Genomic DNA, 17,357 nt, shown 5'->3' with positions numbered 1-17,357 from the left:
CGATCAGGCAACCGTCTCGAGCAGGTCGACGATCTCCTGCTCGCTCCTGAACTTGCGCGGATTGCTGTGGGTCCAGCGGTCGAGCAGGGCGTTTTTCGCGACGAGCGCGAAGTCGGATCGCTGCACGCCGACCTTGTGCAGCCGGTTGGGCATCTCCAGTTCGTCGATGAACGCCGCGACGAGGTCGGCCGTCTCGCGCCGCGCGTCGCCGAGTGCCTCGCTCAGTAGCTTCTGCTTGGCCTCGGTCACCGGCTTATTGAAGCGCAGTACCGCGGGCAGGGTGATGCAGGTGCAATGCCCATGCGGCACATGGAAGGTGCCCGCGAGCACATGGCCGATGCCGTGGCTCGCGCCCATCGGCACCAGCGACCACATGCCCATCTGCGAGAGCCACATGCCGGCCTGCGCGTCGGCGCGTGCCTCCAGGTCGTCGGGGTCGCGCTTCGTGCGTTTGAGCGCATCGGGCAGCACGCGCAGCGCCTGCAGCGAAGTGCCGTCGACAAACGGGCTGCCATAGGGCGAATAGAACGACTCCACCGCATGATCTACGGCACGCATGCCAGTCGACAGCCAGAGGCCGAGCGGCGTGTGCATCGTGAGCGCCGGATCGAAGACCACGGTGCGCGGAATCATCAGCGGATTGCGGATGCTTTGCTTGAGCTTCTTGACGGGATCGTTGGAGCCGCCGCTTTGGTGGAACTCACCGCCCGACAGCGTTGTCGGGACCGCAATCTGGCGCACCGTCGGGCCGCGGAACACCGGCGCCTCGACGACGCTCGTGACGGGATCGGTCTTGAGCCGGAAGGGTTCGAACTGGTCCAGTTCGGTGATGTCGTGTTCGAGGCACAGCTGAACGTTCTTCCCCGCATCGGTGATCGAGCCGCCGCCGATCGTCACGATCAGGTCGGCCTTTGCCGCGCGCGCGATGGCCGCGGCGCGCAGCACCGCATCGCGCGGAATGTGCGCCGGGATGTCGTCGTAGATCGCGGCGAAGCGGCTGCCGAGCGCGTCCTGCATCTTGCGGATCTCGCCCGTCTTGTTGTTGAGCGTGTTGCTTACCAGAAGGAAGACGCGCTGCGCGCCGAGACGCTCAACCTCTTCCATCACGACCTCGACGTACGGACGGCCGAAGAAGACGCGCTCCATCGGGGGAATGCTGAAGGAACCTTGACGCATGGGGATCTCCTGTTGAGGGTTTTGAATAGGCGGATCGCACCGGGCTGTGCGCGAGGCGCATGGATCTCAGGCCGGTGGACCGAAGATGGGGGATTAGGTCGACGGAACGGTCTGTGGTCGCTGCTGCGGCAGGGCGCTCGCCATCTTCTTGAGGGCGGTGCGCTCCACCTTGCCGTTGGTCATGGTCGGCAGCGCATCGAGAATCACGATCTGCGACGGCCGCTTGTAGGGCGAGATGCGGTCCTTCAGGAAGGCGAGCAATGTCGCGCTATCGAGGGGCTGGCCGGGGCGGGGCTGCACAAAGGCGATCACCTCTTCGTTGCGTTCGACCTCGCGACCGACCACCGCGGACTGCGCGACCGCCGGATGCGCGTTGAGCGCCGCCTCAACCTCCGCCGGATAGACGTTGAAGCCCGAGCGGATGATGATGTCCTTGATGCGGCCGACGAGAAAGACGCTGCCGTCCGCATCCTGGCGCGCGATGTCCCCGGTGCGCAGCCACGGCCCGCACAGGGCGGCCCGCGTGGCCTCCGGATCGCGGAAGTATCCGCGCATGGCGCCGGGGCCGCTCGCCCAGAGTTCACCGGATTCCCCGGGCGCCACATCCTTGCCTTCGGCATCCACGATGCGAATGGCGACGCCCGGGATCGGCGGACCGACCGAGGCATCCTCGCGATGCTCGCCGAAGCGCGAATGGCAGAGTGTCGGCGAACTCTCGGTGAGGCCGTAGCCGTTGTGCATCGGAAGGCCGAAGAGCGCCTCCACCTCGGCTTTCAGCGTGGGGTCGAGCGGCGAGCCGCCCGCATAGACGTATCTCAGTTGGCCTAGTTGCAAGGTGCGGCCGTGGCGCCGGAGGTGTGCCAGCAGTGCCGTGTGCATAGCCTGCACGCCCTGGAAGAGCGTGAGCCCCTGCGTCTCGATCGCTTCGAGCAGCGCCTCGACCTCGAAGCGCGGGCTCAACAGCACCGAGCCACCGGCGACGAGCGTGCTGAGCAGGACGCTCGTCAGCCCCATCGTGTGCGACATGGGAAGCACGCCATAGCTGCGGTCCTCGGGCGACAGCTTCCGGAAGTTGGCGAGGGTGGTCGCCACGAACAACAGCCCCGCATGCGTCAGCATCACGCCCTTGGGCTTGCCCGTGGAGCCGGAGGTGTAGATGAGCGCCGCCACATCGTCGGGCTGAGGCTCGAAGCTCCGCGCAGCGGCAAGCGCTCGCACGGGGCCTGCCCGGCCGCAATCCAGCGGCATTGCGCCACGCCGCAGCGCATGCGCGACGCCTTCCTTGAAACCGGCGTCGATGTAGACCTCCGCCTGCGGCTGCGCATGCTCGACGATAGCGTCGATCTCCGGCGCCGAGAGTCGCGCGTTGACCAGCACGAACGAGGCGCCAAGGCGGCTGGCCGCGAACGCAAACGCCACCAGGGCCACGCAGTTCTCCGCCACGAGCAGCACGCGCTGCGAAGGCGCAACATTGAGTCCCGTGAGCGCGGCCTTCGCGTCGTCGATGGCGCGCTGGAGCTGGGCGTAGGTGAGGGTCCGGCGGTCCTCCAGCAGCGCGACGGCGTCGGGCGTCTGCGTGGCCCACCGCGCAGGCACGTCGTGAAGGCGCAGGAATGCAGGGGTTGTCATGATCGCCTCAGATCAGAGGGATGAAGTGGCCGCCTCGACATTGCGCACCATGTTCACCAGACGCGGACCCCACTTCTCGCGCAAGTCGCGCTCGGGCAGCTGGAAAGCCGGACCGCAGCAATTGAAGCCAAGGACGACCGTGCCGTCTGCAGGCCGGAAGGGCACGCCGACCGCATTGACGTCGCTTTGCCATTCACCGGCCGAGATGCAGAAGCCGAGTGCGGCATAGCTCTTCAGGCCCGCATCCAAAGAGGCCTTGATCTGCCGGAAGTCGGCACCGGCGCGTTGCGACAGCTCGGACAGCAGTTGCTCGCGTTCACGTTCGTTCAACCCGCAGTAATAGGCGCGCCCCATCGCGGAGGTGGCCAGCGGGACGCGCGAGCCGATGTTGAGCCTGAAGTTCTGGTTGGCCGCGCTGGCCGCGTTCTCGATGTAGAGCATGGTGTGGCGATCGCGCGAGCCGATGCCCACCGAGGCCGAGCAGCTCTCGGCCAGCTCGCGCATGAAGGGTCGTGCGACCTGGCGCACGCGCAGCGCCCCCAGAGCCGAGAAACCCAGCGAGATCACGCGTGCGCCCAAGTAGAACTGGCCTTGGTCCTCCAAATACTCGAGGTAGCCGTTGGCCGCCAGCGTATGCGCCAGGCGTGACACCGTCGCCTTGGGAAGGCTGCTCCGTTCCACCAGGTCCTGCACCGTCAGGAATCGCTCGGACGAACGGAACGCATCGAGCAGCTGGAGTCCGCGTGCGAGCGCGGAGACTTGATCCTTGTCGATCTCTTCGGCTTGCCGGGCTGGCGGTGAAGTCCTGGATGCTTTCATATTGGGTCTTGGATGTGGAACAGTTGATCCATTATTTAGATAATCATCCAAAAACGCAAGGGACCAGAAAGGTCGCTTCGATAGAAGGGTCGCTGCGTTTGCGAGTTGACAGTGCGAGAGCATTTTTCAAGAATGATTTAAATGGAACATGAGTTCCAAACGAAGAACTTTTTATTTTTTGGAGCTCCCTGTATGCAATCACAGTTCAGCACCCCGATCACCGACCTGTTCGGCACCCGCCTTCCCATCGTGGCCGGGGGGCTTCAATGGCTGGCCAATGCCGACTACGTTGCTGCGGCCGCCAAGGCGGGCGTGATGGGTTTCATCACCGCGTCGAGCCATGCGACGACGGCGGGATTGCGTGACGAGATCGCGCGCTGCCAGGACTTGGCGGGCGACCTGCCTTTCGGCGTCAACGTCTCGATGCTTCCTGCGCCCGCGGCGGGCGAGCGTGTGCAAGAGACCTTCGAAGAAATCATGCGCGCCGGCGTTCGCTTCGTCGAGACCTCCGGTCGCAATCCCGAGCCCTATCTTCCGCTGCTGCACGGGGCCGGCATCAAGGTGCTGCACAAGGCGCCGTCGGTGCGCCATGCGCTCAAGGCGCAGTCGATCGGCGTGGATGCCGTCTCCGTGGTGGGTGCAGAGTGCGGCGGTCATCCCGGCGTCGATCTCGTCGGCTCGATCGTGCAGGGCGCACTCGCCGGCAGGGGGCTCGACATTCCCGTGCTTCTGGGTGGCGGCATCGGTACGGGTGCGCAGGTCATGGCGGCGCTCGCGCTCGGTGTCGATGGTGTGACCATCGGCACGCGCTTCCTGGTCGCCGAGGAAATCTGGGCGCATCGCCAGTACAAGGAAGTGCTCGTGCGTTCGCGCGAGACCGACACCGCGTTGATCATGCAGAGCGTGCGCAACACTGTTCGCGCCTTCCGCAACGAGACCACGGACCTGGTGAACGAACTGGAGCGCTCGCACGGCGGCGATTTCGAAGTCCTGCGCCCGCATGTCTCGGGCCAACTCGGACGCAAGGTTTACGAGACGGGCGATAGCCGGAACGGCGCGCTGTCGCTGGGCCAGGCTGTGGCCTTCGCCGATCGCGTCGAGCCGCTCGCCGACATCGTCGCGCGTATCGAGAAGGAGATGCGCGAGGCGCTCTCGTCGCTCTCGCGCTTCGGCCTTTCTTCCCCGTCCCTCGATGACTGACTCCATTGGAGAGATATCCATGACATCCCGACGCCTCTTTCTTTCGGCCGCGCTCGCTGCCGGGACCCTTGCCACCCTCGGCATGCCTTCCCTGGCCAGGGCCGAGGGCTACCCCGACAAGCCCGTGAAGCTTGTCGTGCCTTTCCCGCCGGGCGGCATCACGGACGTGATCGCACGCAACCTCGCCAACCATGCTCAGCAGGCCATGGGGCAGCCCATGATCGTGGACAACCGGCCCGGCGGTGGTGGCGTGATCGCGACCGACCTGGTTGCCAAGGCGCCGGCGGACGGCCACACGGTGCTGCTCGCAGCCATCGGCCAGGCCGTGGTCAACAAGCATCTGTTCAAGAAGCTGCCCTACGACCCGAACGCGGACCTCGCGCCCGTGTCGCTGATCGCGCAAGGCCCCAACGTCCTCGTCGTGAACGCTTCGAGCCCGTACAAGACGGTGGCGGACCTGCTCGCGGCGGCGAAGAAGTCGCCGGAAATGCTCACCTTCGGGACCTACGGCAACGGCTCGTCGCCGCATCTCCAAGCGGCGTTGCTGATGCAGCGGACCGGCGCCCGGTTCACGCACATCCCGTACAAAGGCTCAGCGCCGGCGATGAACGATCTGCTCGGCGGGCAGACTACCTTCATGTTCGACAGTCTCATCACATCGCTGCAGAACATCCGCGCCGGCAAGCTGCGTCCGCTGGCGGTCACTTCGCCCAAGCGCAGTCTGCTCCTGCCCGACGTGCCGACCTTCGCGGAAGCAGGCGTTTCGGACTTCAGCTTCATGGCGTGGTATGGCATCCATGTGCCCGGCAAGACACCGCCGAAGGTGATCGAACGCCTGCACCGGGAGATCGACGAGTTCACGCACAACCCCGCGGTCGCGAGGCAGTTCGCCGATCAGGGGCTCGAGCTGACCTCGAGTTCCCCGGCCGACTACGCGCGCTTCCTCGCGTCGGAAGACAAGACATGGGGCGCGGTCATCCAGCAGGCCGGCATCACCATCGATTGAGCCATGCAGACGAACCATGCACTCGACGCGGCGGACCGCGGTGCAATCCAGGCGCTGTGCAACGCGGTGCTCGACGACTTCATGACTGCGCTCAATGCGCACGATGCGGCGGGGATGGATGCCTGCATGCACTTCCCGCACACGCGATTCGCCGGCCGGTCAATCAAGGTCTACCAGGCCGCCGGCGACAACCCGATGGACCTCTTCTCGCGCCTACAGGCGGAAGACGGCTGGTCCTACAGCCGCTGGGAGTCGAGGGAGGTCATCCAGCACAACGTCGACAAGACGCACGTGGCGCTGTCCTACACGCGCTTTCGGGCAGACCACAGCATCATCGGCGTGTACGAGTCGCTCTACATCATGACGCGCGTGGAGGGACGCTGGGGCATACACGCCCGATCGAGTTTCGGGCCCTGAGAGGCGAAGGAGCCGGGCTTTCGCGACCGGCGCCATCTGCGAGAGGCCTTCATGCGCAGCTTCGGCGTGCCGCCGCAGGCGGTGCGAAGCGAAGCGCGCGCGCCGCGATCCTGAGCGGCCACTGCGGGCCTGCTCGCATCAGCCGAAGGTGAAGGCGTAGGCCTCGGCGCCGGGCTCCAAGAACTCGATCTCGAAGATCCGGTCCTTGTCCGGTGCTGCCTGGCGAATGAGCTGGTAGAGCTTCTGCCGGTCGATGATGCCTTCTCCCTGGGCGTTGATGTCCGAGCCGTGGTCGGCAAGCGGCGGGTGGCCGTCGAGGGTGACGCGGATGTGCACAGGCTGCCCGTCGTCGGATGGGCCCAGCACCATGTGCAGGTCGCGTGCGCGAAAGCGATGGATCACGCGGCTGCTCTTTCCGGTCGTCACCGCGCGCTCGGACTCCAGCCGCCAGGGGCCGGCCAGCGTCCACTGGTTGGCGCCCAGTTCGGTTGCGGGCATGTAGGCCGCGTCCCGGTCGCGGTTGGCGCGCGTGGCGCCCGGCGCGAAGTCCGTCGCCTTCGCGTAGCCCAGGTAGCTCTCGCCGGAGTAGAGCGTCGACAGCTGCGGGGGCGCCTCGACGCCACGGGCCTCAGGGTGGACGGGTCCACTGCCGGGGAATGTGTGCCCTGCCTCGGAAAGAAGGCGCCGGATCGCCTGCTCCGTCCGCTCGTAGTCATGCTCGCCCGCGACTTCGTAGCGGACGCGTCCCCGGCCATCGAGCAGATAGAAGGCGGGCCAGGACTGGTTGCCGAACGAGCGCCAGATCCTGAACTGGCTGTCCAGGGCCACAGGGTACCGGATGCCCAGGTCCCCGACGGCGTTGCGCACGTTGGACGCCTTCTTCTCGAAGGCGAACTCCGGCGAGTGCACGCCGACCACCACCAGGCCCGCATCCTTGTACTTCCCGGCCCAGGCTTTGAGGTGGGGGAGCGTGCGCAGGCAGTTGATGCACGAGTAGGTCCAGAAGTCAACCAGCACGACCTTTCCGTCGAGGTCGGGCGCGCCGAGCGACGGCGTGTTGATCCACTCGTCGGCATCGCGCAGCGACGCGAGCGGTCCGCTTGTTGCGGCCGGCTCGGCAGGCGAGCCGGCTTGACGGATGCGGTCGACCAGCTGCTGTTCCAGCCGCGTGGTGCCCGGCGTGGAGAAGCGCGAGAGCAGCGTCGTGTTCCAACCGAGTGCCGTCATGGCGACGCCGACAAGTACGGCGGCGCCGGCCAGCCGGCGCAGGCCGTCGGCCACCGGCAGGAAGCGCCGCAGGGCCGTCGCCATTCCGCGCCCCAGCCAGAGGGTCGCGGCCAGTGCCGCAGCCGCGCCACATCCGAAGGAAAGCAGCAGCAAGGACGTCTGGACGTTCACACCGTTGAGCGCGGCGCCGGTGAGCAGCAGTCCCAGGATCGGGCCCGCGCACGGCGCCCACAGCAGGCCCGTGCCAATGCCCAGCCCGATGGGCAGGAGCGAGGAAGCATCGGGCCGCCCGGGTCTCGCGTCGACCATGCGGCTGCCCAAGGTCACCAGCGGCCTGCTGATCCAGTCGCCCACCGAAGGCAGGAGGAGCGCGAGTCCGAAAAGCGCCAGCAGCCCCATCGCGGCATAGCGCGCGCCCTCGTTGAGCGTCACCACCCAGGCGCCGCTGACCGCCGCCAGGCTGGTGACCGCCGTGAACGCGACGGCCATGCTGGCAAGAAGCGGCAACGTGTGCGCCCGGAACGAGCCCGCCCGGCGCGCGAACACGAAAGGCAGGACGGGCAGGATGCACGGGCTCACGATCGTGAGGACGCCACCGAGGAAGGCAACAAGGATGGTCAACATGGCATGCACCGCTTTCTCTGGATTGGGGATAGAGCAGAGGCGCGCTCAGGGCCCGCGCTTTCGCTGGCGTGGATCCGTGCCCTGACGCACGGAGATGGCCTGGCAGCTGAGCGGATGGCGCAACTCGTGCGCCATCCCGCCGGCAAAGAAGAGGAGGGCGAACCAGAGCTTGCGCATGTGTCAGCTCCCCGCGGCGGGCGCGGGTTCGGCAAGCAGCGCCTGGATCCTGCGCTCGGTCTCGCCGTAGCGCCCCTCCCCGAAATGGCTGTAGACGATGCGGCCGTTCTTGTCGATCAGGTAGGTCGCCGGCCAGTACTGGTTGCCGAAGGCCTTCCAGGTCTTGTACTCGTTGTCCTGGGCCACGGCATGCTCGATGCCGAGCCTTTCGATCGCCTTCCGGACATTCCCGGCGGGCTTCTCGTATGCGAACTCGGGGGTGTGGATGCCCACGACGACCAGGCCCTGGTTCTTGTACTTGCTGTGCCATTCTTTCACGTAGGGCATGTGGTTGAGGCAATTGATGCAGTCGAAGGTCCAGAAGTCGACGAGCACCACCTTGCCTCGCAGCTTCTCGAGTGAGAGCGGTTGGGAGTTAAACCAGGTGTCCAGGCCCTGGAACTCGGGGGCCGCGGGTGCCCGGGCCGCCTCCTTCCTCGAGCCCTCGGCCGCGGCGGGCAGCGGGGCATCCACGGCCGCATTGCAGGCGGCAAGCAGGGTGCAGCCGAGGAAGACGCCGGCGGTAAGCCGGTGGCGTGTCGAGTCTTTCATGGGTGATCCTTTGCGCGTGGGTTGTGCAGCCGGTCTCAGGACGTCAGGACGTTCAGCGTCATGTGGACGTTTCCCCGGGTGGCCTTCGAGTACGGGCAGATCTCGTCGGCGGAATGGGCGATCTCCTCCGCCAGGGCCTTGTCTAGGCCGGGCAGGAACACGTTCAGCCTGGCCTGCAGCAGATAGGCGCTGCCGGACATGCCCAGGTCCACCTCCAGGTCGACGGCCCGGTAGCTGGGCAACCGCACCTTCATCTGCTTGGCGATGACATCCAGCGCGCTGATGTAGCAGGCGGACCAGGCACCGGAGAAGAGCTGCTCGGCGGTCGGGTGCGCCTGGACGCCCTCGAAGGCGTGGACCAGGTTCGGGTTGTTGGGCGTGGAAAGCTCGATGTCGAGACGGTCTTCGCCGCTACTGGAGGCCCTGTTCTGCGAGACGGTCGTGTGAGTCTTGCCGGTCAAGAGGATTTTCTGGATTCGGGGAGGCATGCTGAGCTCCTGTGGTTGAACTGGATAATTATCGAAAGCGATTAAATCGCATGCGCGTTAAATGAATGGTAGGAATCGTTCCGCAAGACGTCAACGCCTGCTCCGGAAAATTTGCATCAAATCGTTTGCGAGTGCATCGCATGCGCTATAACATGGAGCCATCAACCGCCGCGCGCAAGGTGCAAATGAAGACCAAGACTCCGTCCGACCCGCCCCAGAGAAAGCTCGCCGACTTCCTCTGCTTTGCGGTCTACTCGGCCAACATCCCCTCTCCTTCTTCGTGTTGGTGCTCACCGCGACAGTGGCCCGAGCACGGAAGTCATCCGGCGCCCGCCTTTCCAGATCCCGTGTGCCACACCCCTTCATAGGCTTGATACGCCCAGCGACGGATAGTCCGTGTAGCCCCGGGCTCCCGACGCCGGGAGGTCGTAGATCGTCTCTGCTACTACCGGGTTCAGCGGCGCGCCGATCTTGAAGCGGTGCACGAGGTCGGGATTCGCGATGTAGTCCTTGCCGAATGCGACAGCGTCGGCCAATCCCTGCTTCACAGCCTCGGCCCCTGCAGTGAAGTCGAAGCCATCGTTGGCGATGATGGCGCCGCCGAACTCGCGTTTGAGCTTTTCCAGGAGCGCACCCGGCCCGCGAGTCTCGCGGATGAAGAGGAATGCTAGCCCGCGCTTGCCCAGTTCCGACGCCACATAGCCGAACGTCGTCTCTGGATGGCTGTCAGACACGCCGTGGTTCGGAGCGCGTGGCGCGAGGTGCATGCCGACTCTGTCCGCGCCCCAGACGTCCGCGACGGCGTCGGTGACTTCGAGCATAAGCCGAGCACGCCGCTGCACGCTGCCTCCGTAGCCGTCGGTCCGGTGGTTCGTGCCATCCTGGAGAAACTGGTCGAGCAAATAGCCGTTGCCTCCGTGAAGGGTTACGCCATCGAAGCCAGCCAGCTTCGCGTTTTGCGCCGCAAAGCGAAACGACTCGATGATTCCAGGAATCTCCTCGACCGCCAGCGCACGGGGAACCACGAACGGCCGTTTCGGGCTCAGCAGGAACACATGGTCCGGCGCCGCGATCGCACTCGGCGCCACCGGCAGATCGCCGCCCAGGTATTGCGGGTCCGAGATACGTCCCACGTGCCACAGCTGCATGAACATCCGCCCTCCGGCAGTGTGGACCGCATCGCTAATGCGCCGCCACCCGGCCACCTGCTCCTTGGTCCAGATCCCTGGAACATTCGGGTAGCCGATCGCCTGAGGCGACACCGGTACGCCTTCGGTGATGATCAATCCCGCACTCGCCCGCTGTACGTAGTACTGGGCCATGAACTGATTTGGCACGTGCACGGGCGCCGCGGCCCGCAATCGCGTGAGTGGCGCCATGACGATGCGATTCGGCAACTGGACACTGCCGAGGCTGAGAGGATCGAAAAGGCTGGGCATGCCCTTGGGGTTGTCGGTTGCGATCATCTGGATTCCTTCATGTCGGAGTGGATTGACAGCTCGAATGTAGGGGTTTGCCATTTGTCCCAAATGACAAACATCCATCTTTTTATGCCAACATGCATGCGGCCCGCAATGGCGCCCTTGCCGAGCCGGATAGCCGGCAGATTCGGACGTCAGCGCGATGCCGATCACCACGCCCGAATACAGTGGCCGCGCATCGCTGTTGCTATCGCGAGCGCGCTGAAGCCGCCGCCCAGTCCGCACACCGCGGCGATGGCCCAGGCATTGCCGAGCACCGCCACCTACGCGAGGCAGGCGGCCGTGCCCAGCATGGCCGCCAGGCACAGACGATGCGCCTGCGCCGCCTTTACTCGGATCGCCAGCACCGCGCCCAGCAGGTATCCCGCGTAGTTGCCGCCAGGCGAGCATCTTTGCGCGCGCCGGCATGGCGCTCTCGCGCTCGACCCTGGCCGAGTGGGTCGGCACCTGCGGCGTGCAGTTGCAGCCGCTGGTCGATGCCCTCAAGCAGGAGGTTCTGGGCCACGGGGTTCTGCATGCCGACGAGACCCCAGTGGCCATGCTCGCGCCGTTCAAGAAGAAGACCCACAAGGCCTACCTGTGGGCGTACTGCCCCGGGGTCTTCGAGGAGATGAAGGCCGTCGTCTATGACTTCGCGCGAAGCCGTGCCGGCGAACATGCCCGGGCCTTCCGGCAAAGTGATGGTGTGCCCTGGCATCATTTCTATGACTTTGGGCCTGGCAGGCTGCGCTGGATACCGCGAATTTCGTGAGGGTCAGGCCAAGCTGGCGGATGGACAGACCGAACAAGGACTGGCCCAACTACGCCATGCAATGGAACTGGACCCAAGCAATGATGAAGTCAAGCGGGCCCGGCAGATCGATGCTGCGTTCGCCGTTCGCCGCGAATGAGAGAGCCCGCCCCCCGGTCAAAGCGTACCAATCTACTGAGATGGAACCGGCGCCACCCCGATACGACACTGAGCGGCTCATCAAGCGTTTTCATTGGAGGTCTGCGATGGACATCGACATCCTGGGCATTGACTTGGCGAAGCGTGTGTTTCAGCTTCACGGTGCGGATCGCAGCGGTCGCGCCCTGCATCGCTCCAAGGTCGCGCGCGACGGTTCTCTGGAGGCGGTGCGCACCTTGCGTCCGCGCGTCGTGGCAATGGAGGCGTGCAGCTCGGCGCACCACTGGGGCCGATGTTTCCAGGCGATGGGCATTTGAAGTGCGGCTGATCAGCCCGCAGTACGTTTCTCCGTTCGTGAAGACCAACAATAACGACCGCAATGATGCGCAAGCCATCGTCGAGGCCGCCAGCCGTCCGACGATGAACTTTGTGACCCTGAAGTCGGTCAAGCAGCAGGACATGCAGGCGGTGCACCGTGTGCGAGAGCTGCTGGTCCATCAGCGCACCGCACTGATTAACCAAGCCAGGGGCATATTGGGTGAGCGCGGCGTGACGATGGCGCAATCGCCTGCAACCGCGGTAGTCGCTGCGGTTGGCGATGCCAAGGAGTTTCGCAACGGTCGACATCTGTCTGCCTGGCTCGGGTTAGTGCCACGCCAGTATTCCTCGGCGGCAAGTCGCAGCTCAAGGGCATCAGCAAGCGGGGTGACACTTATCTTCGTACCTCGCTGATTCACGGTGCCCGATCTGTGTTGCGCTACGCGGTGGGCAAGACTGATGCCCAGAGCCGGTGGCTGCAAGATCTGATCGCTCGACGCGGCTACAACCGCGCGGCGGTGGCACTGGCCAACAAAAATGCACGGGTGATCCAAGCGCTGCTCAGCCGAGACGCCCCTTACCGCCCGAGCGTCGGAGCGCATTGAGCAAATTCGACCACCGATCGGCAAGAACCGCATTTCGTTCAGGGAGGAATCACCCCAGCACTGGTTTGCGAAGCTTTCGGAAGTGATGACAGAACTGGTTGGACCAACGCCCACAAGCCTGCTTTTCGTGCCGGCTGCGCCTTCGGGCTCAAGCCGTCAATTTACTGAGGACAGGGCGTGCGGATCTCATCGAGACTGCGGCCATGTTTCGGCGCGCCCACCGGCGAGCCGTATACATGCATGCAGACCGTTTGACGTCACCGAACAGAGCTTGCAAGAGGCGCAGGGTCCATACATGCACGGAGGAAAGTACGACTACCCCAAGCTCGGACGCATCCATGTCGGCGCGCCGGTGCGCGTGCGCATGATCGGCGAAACGCGGTGGCTCGAGGGTCATGTCGACAGCATCGCTACGGCCATCGAGGACCGGGAGCGAAGCGGCCTTTGACGCTCACCGGAACTGACCCACTGTTGCTCACGCAAACTGACCCGGGTTGCATGTCGGGCGATGGGATCGCGGTGGTTTGACGGGTCGGGGTTGCAGGCCATCAGGGCGCGCGGTCGGCGTGGCGGGTCGGCGATGTTCGAGCCCGCGGCATGCATGGCAAGCAAGGCGAGGTCGCTGCGGCTGGCTTGATTTGAATGACGACGGCTGGACCGGGGGGGTGCCTCCCAGACCGCGGCACGGTGGACGCCGAGCGTCTTGCCGAGGTAGAACCTCACCGTGAAGTAGAACGGGCGCGACAGCCGCAATGACCGGGAAGTTGTTTCGATTGCCGCGCCCCACCGTGTCCACCACGAGTGCGCGCAAAGTATTGCATCGGCGGGCGATGCCGTCCAGTGTGGGGAGATTGGTCCGTCCGCGCAGCGCGCTCTGGAGGTTGGAGCGAGCGCGTCGATGGCTGCAGCTGGAACGACGAGTGGGCCCCTTGCCAGGCCGATCAGCGCCCGACGGTTCGTCTGCGCACGCTGCCAGGCCGAGGTGGTGGTGTGCAACGTATGCGACCGAGGCCGGCGCTACTGCGGCAGTGAATGCAGCTCGCAGGCGCGGGGTGCGTCGTTGCGCGAGGCGGGGCGACGCTATCAGAGCAGTCGCGCAGGAAGCGTCGCCCATGCACGGCGCGCGCGCCGCTATCGACAGCGGCGGCGATGGCCGCCGCCGCCGCCGCCGCCGCCGCAGCAGCAGCAGCAGCAGCAGCCACCGCCATCATCACCACCAAATACCGTGACGCATCAGTCTTCCCAGGCGGTGGATGGCGGTGATGTACTGGCGGCGAAGTTGAATGAAGTGGCACAGGGCACGGATGGCGAAGCACCGCGGCGGCAATGGCATTGCTGCTGGTGTGCGCGCACCGGCCACAGCGAGGTTCGGCACGACTTCCTGCGTCGCGCTCGAACGCCCCAACAGTCTGCGGATTGGAGTCGCCGAGGAGCACCTTATGGCCCATCACCCTGAGAACCCGGATGGCGGCGCACCTGGCGCGACCCCGTAGACGAGGTGCGAGGACCCTGCGATGGAGCTGGATCTGCACCGTCTGGAGCTGCGCTTTGCGGCGATGCGCATCAACGACGCGCCGGCGGTGCAGCGGCTGGCCAATTCGATCCAGGAGTGCGGTCAGTTGGTGGAGTGCGTGGCCGCGGGCGATCCCGAGGCCGCGAGCCTGGTACTCATCGACGGCTACCGGCGCGTGGCTGCGCTTCGGCGACTGGGACGCGACACCGCGCAGGTGCAGTGCTGGAGCTGCCCGGTGGGCCAGGCGCTGACGCAAGTACTGGCGCGCTCGGGCTCACGCCAGTTCACCCCCATCGAGGAAGCGCTGCTGCTGCGCGAGCTGATCGATGCGCACGGATTGAAGCTGCGCGACGCAGCCCGTCAGTGCGCACGCGACGTGAGCTGGGTGCAGCGGCGCCTGGTGCTGCTGGGCGAACTGCCCGAGGCGCTGCTGGCGGCGGTACGCAGTGCGCAGGTATCGAGCTGGGCGGCCACGCGCGTGTTCGCGCCGTTGGCGCGCGCCAACCGCGATCACGCGAACCGGCTGCTGGCGAGCCTGGAGGCGCACATGCTGTCCACGCGCGAGCTGCGCACCTGGTTCGACCATTACCAGGGCGCGCAGCGTGAGCAGCGCGAACGCATGGTCGAGCATCCGCACCTGTTCATCCACACCTTGAACCAGCGCGAGCTCGATCGCGATGCACAGCAGCTGCGCGAGGGGCCCGAGCGCGACGTGGTGGGCGATCTTGGCCATTTGCGCGCGCTGCTGGAGCGCGTGCACCGGCGGCTCGAGCGACTGAGCACGCCGGTGGCCACGCCGATTGCGCGTGCGTGTGGCCGCGTGCGAGCCGCGTTGCCCGGGGTGGCGGGCGAAGTGGGGAGGTTGTGCGATGACGCCGATCGAGATGCGCAACGCCGTGCTCACGCTGCAGCAGCAGGGCACGGGACTGCGCGAGACAGCCAGGCTGCTGGGGCTGTCGCGTAACACCGTGCGGCGCATCCTGCGCGAGCCGGCGGTGCGGGCCGCGCGCGTCGGTGCGGTGAACGAGGCGATGCGCCAGCGGCTTGCGCAGGTCTATGCGCGCGCCGATGGCAACGCCGTGCGCATGGGCCAGATCCTGGCCGAAGAGCACGACCAACAATTGCCCTACAGCACACTCACGCGCTGGGTGCGCCAGGCCGAGCTGCGCGAGCCGCCCAAGCGCTCGGGCGAGTACCACTTCGAGCCGGGCCAGGAGATGCAGCACGACACCTCGCCGCACCGGGTCGAGGTCGCCGGCAAGAAAATCAAGGCGCAGTGTGCAGGGTTGACGCTGGCGTATTCGCGCCGTCTGTTGGTCCAGTACTACCCCGCCTTCACACGCTTCGAGGCCAAGCACTTCCTGCTGCTGGCCGCGCAGTTCATGGACGGCACGTGTGGGCGCTGCGTGATCGACAACACGAGTGTCGTGCTGGCCGGTGGCTGCGGGGCGCACGCCGTGATCGCGCCCGAGATGGCGGCCTTCGCGCACAGCCTGGGCTTCAAGTTCCTCGCCCACCGCATCAATGATCCCAATCGAAAATCCCGGATCGAACGGCCCTTCAGGTGGGTGGAATCCAACTTCCTGCCCGGGCGCAGCTTCGCCTCCTTCGATGACCTGAACGCGCAGGCGCTGCGCTGGTGCATCGAGGTGGCCAACGCCAAACCCAAGCGAAGCCTGGGCATGTCGCCCGAGGCGGCGTACGTGATGGAGAAGCCCCATCTGCGCAGCTTGCCGGCGGTGGTCCCGGCGGTGTACGACGTGTTCGATCGCGTGGTGGACCTGTACGGCTTCGTCAGCGTGGACACCAACCGCTACTCGGTCCCCGAGCGTCTGGTGGGCAAGACGGTGACCATCTACAAGCACTATGCTCGAATCGAGATCCACTACCGCCGGGTGCCGGTGGCGAGCCATCCTCGGTTGGTCGGCGTGCGCGATGCGCGCCACACGCTGCCTGGGCATCACACGGTGCCACGGCGCGCGCCGCGTCAGCCCGCACTGCACGCACAGCTGCTGTGCGGCGAGCACCCCACGCTGGATCGATACGTCGCCGCGCTCGGCACGCACCTGCACGGTCGCGGCACGCGCGCCCTGAACCGGCTGCTGCAGCTCAAGCGCTCCTATCCACCGCAGCCCTTCCTGGCCGCGGTGGAGCAGGCGCTGAAGTACGGCCTGTTCGATCTGAGTCGGCTGGAGACCCTGGTGCTGCGGCATGTGGCGGGCGACTTCTTCGCGCTCGATGACGATGGCCAAGACGACACCCCTGACGACGCGTGAGCAGCTGCACGCGCTGCTGCACGAGTTGAACTTCAAGGGCATGGAGCGCGTCCTCGACGCCGAGCTCGAGCGCGCCGAGCGCGATGGCGCGCCGGCGGCCGAACTCGTGCAGCGCCTGCTCGCCGAGCAGGCCTCGTTCCAGCGTGAGCGCGCCATGGTCAATCGGCTGACCCGGGCGCACCTACCCTGGCAGTGGACCATCGACACCTTCCCCTTCAAACAGCAGCCCGGCGTGAACAAGGCGCAGATCCAGGGTCTGGCCGGCCTGGACTTCGTGCGACGCGCCGAGAACCTGGTTCTGATCGGCGGGACCGGTACGGGCAAAACGGGCATCGCGCTGGCCCTGCTGCGCCAGGCCTGCGTGAACGGCTGGCGCGGGCGCTTCTACAACGCGCAGACGCTGTTCGACGAGCTGTACGCCTCGCTGGCCGATCGCTCCACGACGAAGCTGCTCACGGCACTCAGTCGCACTCAGCCTCTGGTAATTGACGAGCTCGGCTATCTGAACCTGAAAAGCGAACAGGTCAACGCATTCTTCCGACTCATGGACCAGCGCTACGGGCGCGTGAGCACCATTCTGACGACCAACCTTGACTACCCCGCGTGGTATGGCTTGTTCGACAACAAGCCCTTGGTCGATGCGCTGCTGGACCGACTGCAGCACCACTGCATCACCATCCGCATCACCGGGCCGTCCCTGCGCGCCGCCGCCGCGCCCGATGCGCCACCCTCACCAACCCCCAAGGCCGACCACAAGCCCCAGCCAAGGGCTCAGTGAGCCTGCCGCGTCGTCAGCCCACCGCGCTGCCATGGTTCCTGCGCCGCGCACGACACCATCGCCTTCGCCCATCCCCACTCGACCACCGCGCAATCACAAACACCTGCGCACTCGCTGGGTCAGCTTCGGGTGAGCGCAAGTGG

15 protein-coding genes and 3 pseudogenes are annotated in these 17,357 nt (G+C 65.9%); 10 read left to right on the top strand and 8 right to left on the bottom strand.

Going from position 1 to position 17,357, the window contains the following annotated elements; genetic code table 11:
* Nucleotides 1-3: 3 nt before the first annotated feature.
* The 3 genes from VAR608DRAFT_RS13700 to VAR608DRAFT_RS13690 form a co-directional block, all read right to left on the bottom strand.
* Nucleotides 4-1,176 (bottom strand): iron-containing alcohol dehydrogenase, encoded by a 1,173-nt coding sequence (locus VAR608DRAFT_RS13700; protein ID WP_088954554.1) that lies wholly within the window; start codon nt 1,174-1,176, stop codon nt 4-6.
* 93 nt (nt 1,177-1,269) lie between these two features.
* Complete coding sequence (locus VAR608DRAFT_RS13695) at nt 1,270-2,805, bottom strand: class I adenylate-forming enzyme family protein (RefSeq protein ID WP_088954553.1); 1,536 nt, start codon at nt 2,803-2,805, stop codon at nt 1,270-1,272.
* Between the two features lie 12 nt (nt 2,806-2,817).
* Nucleotides 2,818-3,624: an IclR family transcriptional regulator gene (locus tag VAR608DRAFT_RS13690; protein ID WP_172843849.1), complete on the bottom strand. Its 807-nt coding sequence runs from the start codon at nt 3,622-3,624 to the stop codon at nt 2,818-2,820.
* Between the two features lie 141 nt (nt 3,625-3,765).
* On the opposite strand from VAR608DRAFT_RS13690, the gene VAR608DRAFT_RS13685 reads away from it, so the two are divergent.
* The 4 genes and pseudogenes from VAR608DRAFT_RS13685 to VAR608DRAFT_RS37960 form a co-directional block, all read left to right on the top strand.
* Entirely contained in the window at nt 3,766-4,824 is a 1,059-nt protein-coding gene (locus VAR608DRAFT_RS13685; RefSeq protein WP_231973496.1) for an NAD(P)H-dependent flavin oxidoreductase, read from the top strand.
* Between the two features lie 19 nt (nt 4,825-4,843).
* Nucleotides 4,844-5,830 carry a Bug family tripartite tricarboxylate transporter substrate binding protein gene (locus VAR608DRAFT_RS13680; RefSeq protein WP_157730921.1) on the top strand — a complete coding sequence of 329 codons (987 nt, stop codon included), beginning with the start codon at nt 4,844-4,846 and terminating at the stop codon, nt 5,828-5,830.
* A 3-nt stretch (nt 5,831-5,833) separates the two neighbouring features.
* Nucleotides 5,834-6,247 carry a hypothetical protein gene (locus VAR608DRAFT_RS13675; RefSeq protein WP_088954549.1) on the top strand — a complete coding sequence of 138 codons (414 nt, stop codon included), beginning with the start codon at nt 5,834-5,836 and terminating at the stop codon, nt 6,245-6,247.
* Nucleotides 6,248-6,250: 3 nt separating this feature from the next.
* Nucleotides 6,251-6,361, top strand: a pseudogene (locus VAR608DRAFT_RS37960) (GlxA family transcriptional regulator); the annotation flags it as partial.
* A gap of 24 nt (nt 6,362-6,385) precedes the next feature.
* Here VAR608DRAFT_RS37960 and VAR608DRAFT_RS13670 read toward each other — a convergent pair.
* The 5 genes from VAR608DRAFT_RS13670 to VAR608DRAFT_RS13655 all read right to left on the bottom strand — a co-directional run bounded on the left by VAR608DRAFT_RS13670 (nt 6,386) and on the right by VAR608DRAFT_RS13655 (nt 10,793).
* Nucleotides 6,386-8,098, bottom strand: a complete 1,713-nt coding sequence (locus VAR608DRAFT_RS13670) for a redoxin family protein (protein ID WP_088954548.1) — start codon at nt 8,096-8,098, stop codon at nt 6,386-6,388.
* A gap of 45 nt (nt 8,099-8,143) precedes the next feature.
* Nucleotides 8,144-8,275: a hypothetical protein gene (locus tag VAR608DRAFT_RS38260; RefSeq protein ID WP_269458551.1), complete on the bottom strand. Its 132-nt coding sequence runs from the start codon at nt 8,273-8,275 to the stop codon at nt 8,144-8,146.
* Between the two features lie 3 nt (nt 8,276-8,278).
* Nucleotides 8,279-8,866 carry a thioredoxin family protein gene (locus tag VAR608DRAFT_RS13665; protein ID WP_088954547.1) on the bottom strand — a complete coding sequence of 196 codons (588 nt, stop codon included), beginning with the start codon at nt 8,864-8,866 and terminating at the stop codon, nt 8,279-8,281.
* A gap of 35 nt (nt 8,867-8,901) precedes the next feature.
* A complete protein-coding gene (locus VAR608DRAFT_RS13660) occupies nt 8,902-9,354 on the bottom strand; it encodes an Ohr family peroxiredoxin (protein ID WP_088954546.1) in 453 nt (150 codons plus the stop codon).
* 362 nt (nt 9,355-9,716) lie between these two features.
* A complete protein-coding gene (locus tag VAR608DRAFT_RS13655; RefSeq protein WP_088958779.1) occupies nt 9,717-10,793 on the bottom strand; it encodes an alkene reductase in 1,077 nt (358 codons plus the stop codon).
* Nucleotides 10,794-11,211: 418 nt separating this feature from the next.
* On the opposite strand from VAR608DRAFT_RS13655, the pseudogene VAR608DRAFT_RS13645 reads away from it, so the two are divergent.
* From VAR608DRAFT_RS13645 to istB, 6 genes and pseudogenes are all read left to right on the top strand, one after another.
* Nucleotides 11,212-11,505: pseudogene (locus VAR608DRAFT_RS13645) on the top strand (IS66 family transposase); the annotation flags it as partial.
* 326 nt (nt 11,506-11,831) lie between these two features.
* Nucleotides 11,832-12,647, top strand: a pseudogene (locus VAR608DRAFT_RS13640) (IS110 family transposase).
* A gap of 295 nt (nt 12,648-12,942) precedes the next feature.
* Nucleotides 12,943-13,095, top strand: coding sequence for a hypothetical protein (locus VAR608DRAFT_RS37015; RefSeq protein WP_157730919.1), 153 nt, complete (start codon nt 12,943-12,945; stop codon nt 13,093-13,095).
* Nucleotides 13,096-14,161: 1,066 nt separating this feature from the next.
* The gene (locus VAR608DRAFT_RS13635) at nt 14,162-15,124 is read left to right on the top strand and encodes a ParB/RepB/Spo0J family partition protein (protein WP_088954544.1); all 963 of its coding nucleotides are present in this window, start codon (nt 14,162-14,164) and stop codon (nt 15,122-15,124) included.
* The gene (locus VAR608DRAFT_RS13630) at nt 15,030-16,436 is read left to right on the top strand and encodes a Mu transposase domain-containing protein (RefSeq protein ID WP_088954543.1); all 1,407 of its coding nucleotides are present in this window, start codon (nt 15,030-15,032) and stop codon (nt 16,434-16,436) included. The genes VAR608DRAFT_RS13635 and VAR608DRAFT_RS13630 overlap by 95 nt, the downstream gene beginning before the upstream one ends.
* Entirely contained in the window at nt 16,405-17,214 is an 810-nt protein-coding gene (istB, locus tag VAR608DRAFT_RS13625; RefSeq protein ID WP_088954542.1) for an IS21-like element helper ATPase IstB, read from the top strand. Before VAR608DRAFT_RS13630 ends, istB begins: the two co-directional genes overlap by 32 nt.
* Nucleotides 17,215-17,357: the final 143 nt, after the last annotated feature.

The sequence above is a fragment of the Variovorax sp. HW608 genome, assembly GCF_900090195.1.
Lineage (GTDB): Bacteria > Pseudomonadota > Gammaproteobacteria > Burkholderiales > Burkholderiaceae_C > Variovorax.
This window is presented reverse-complemented; position numbering and strand designations above follow the sequence as displayed.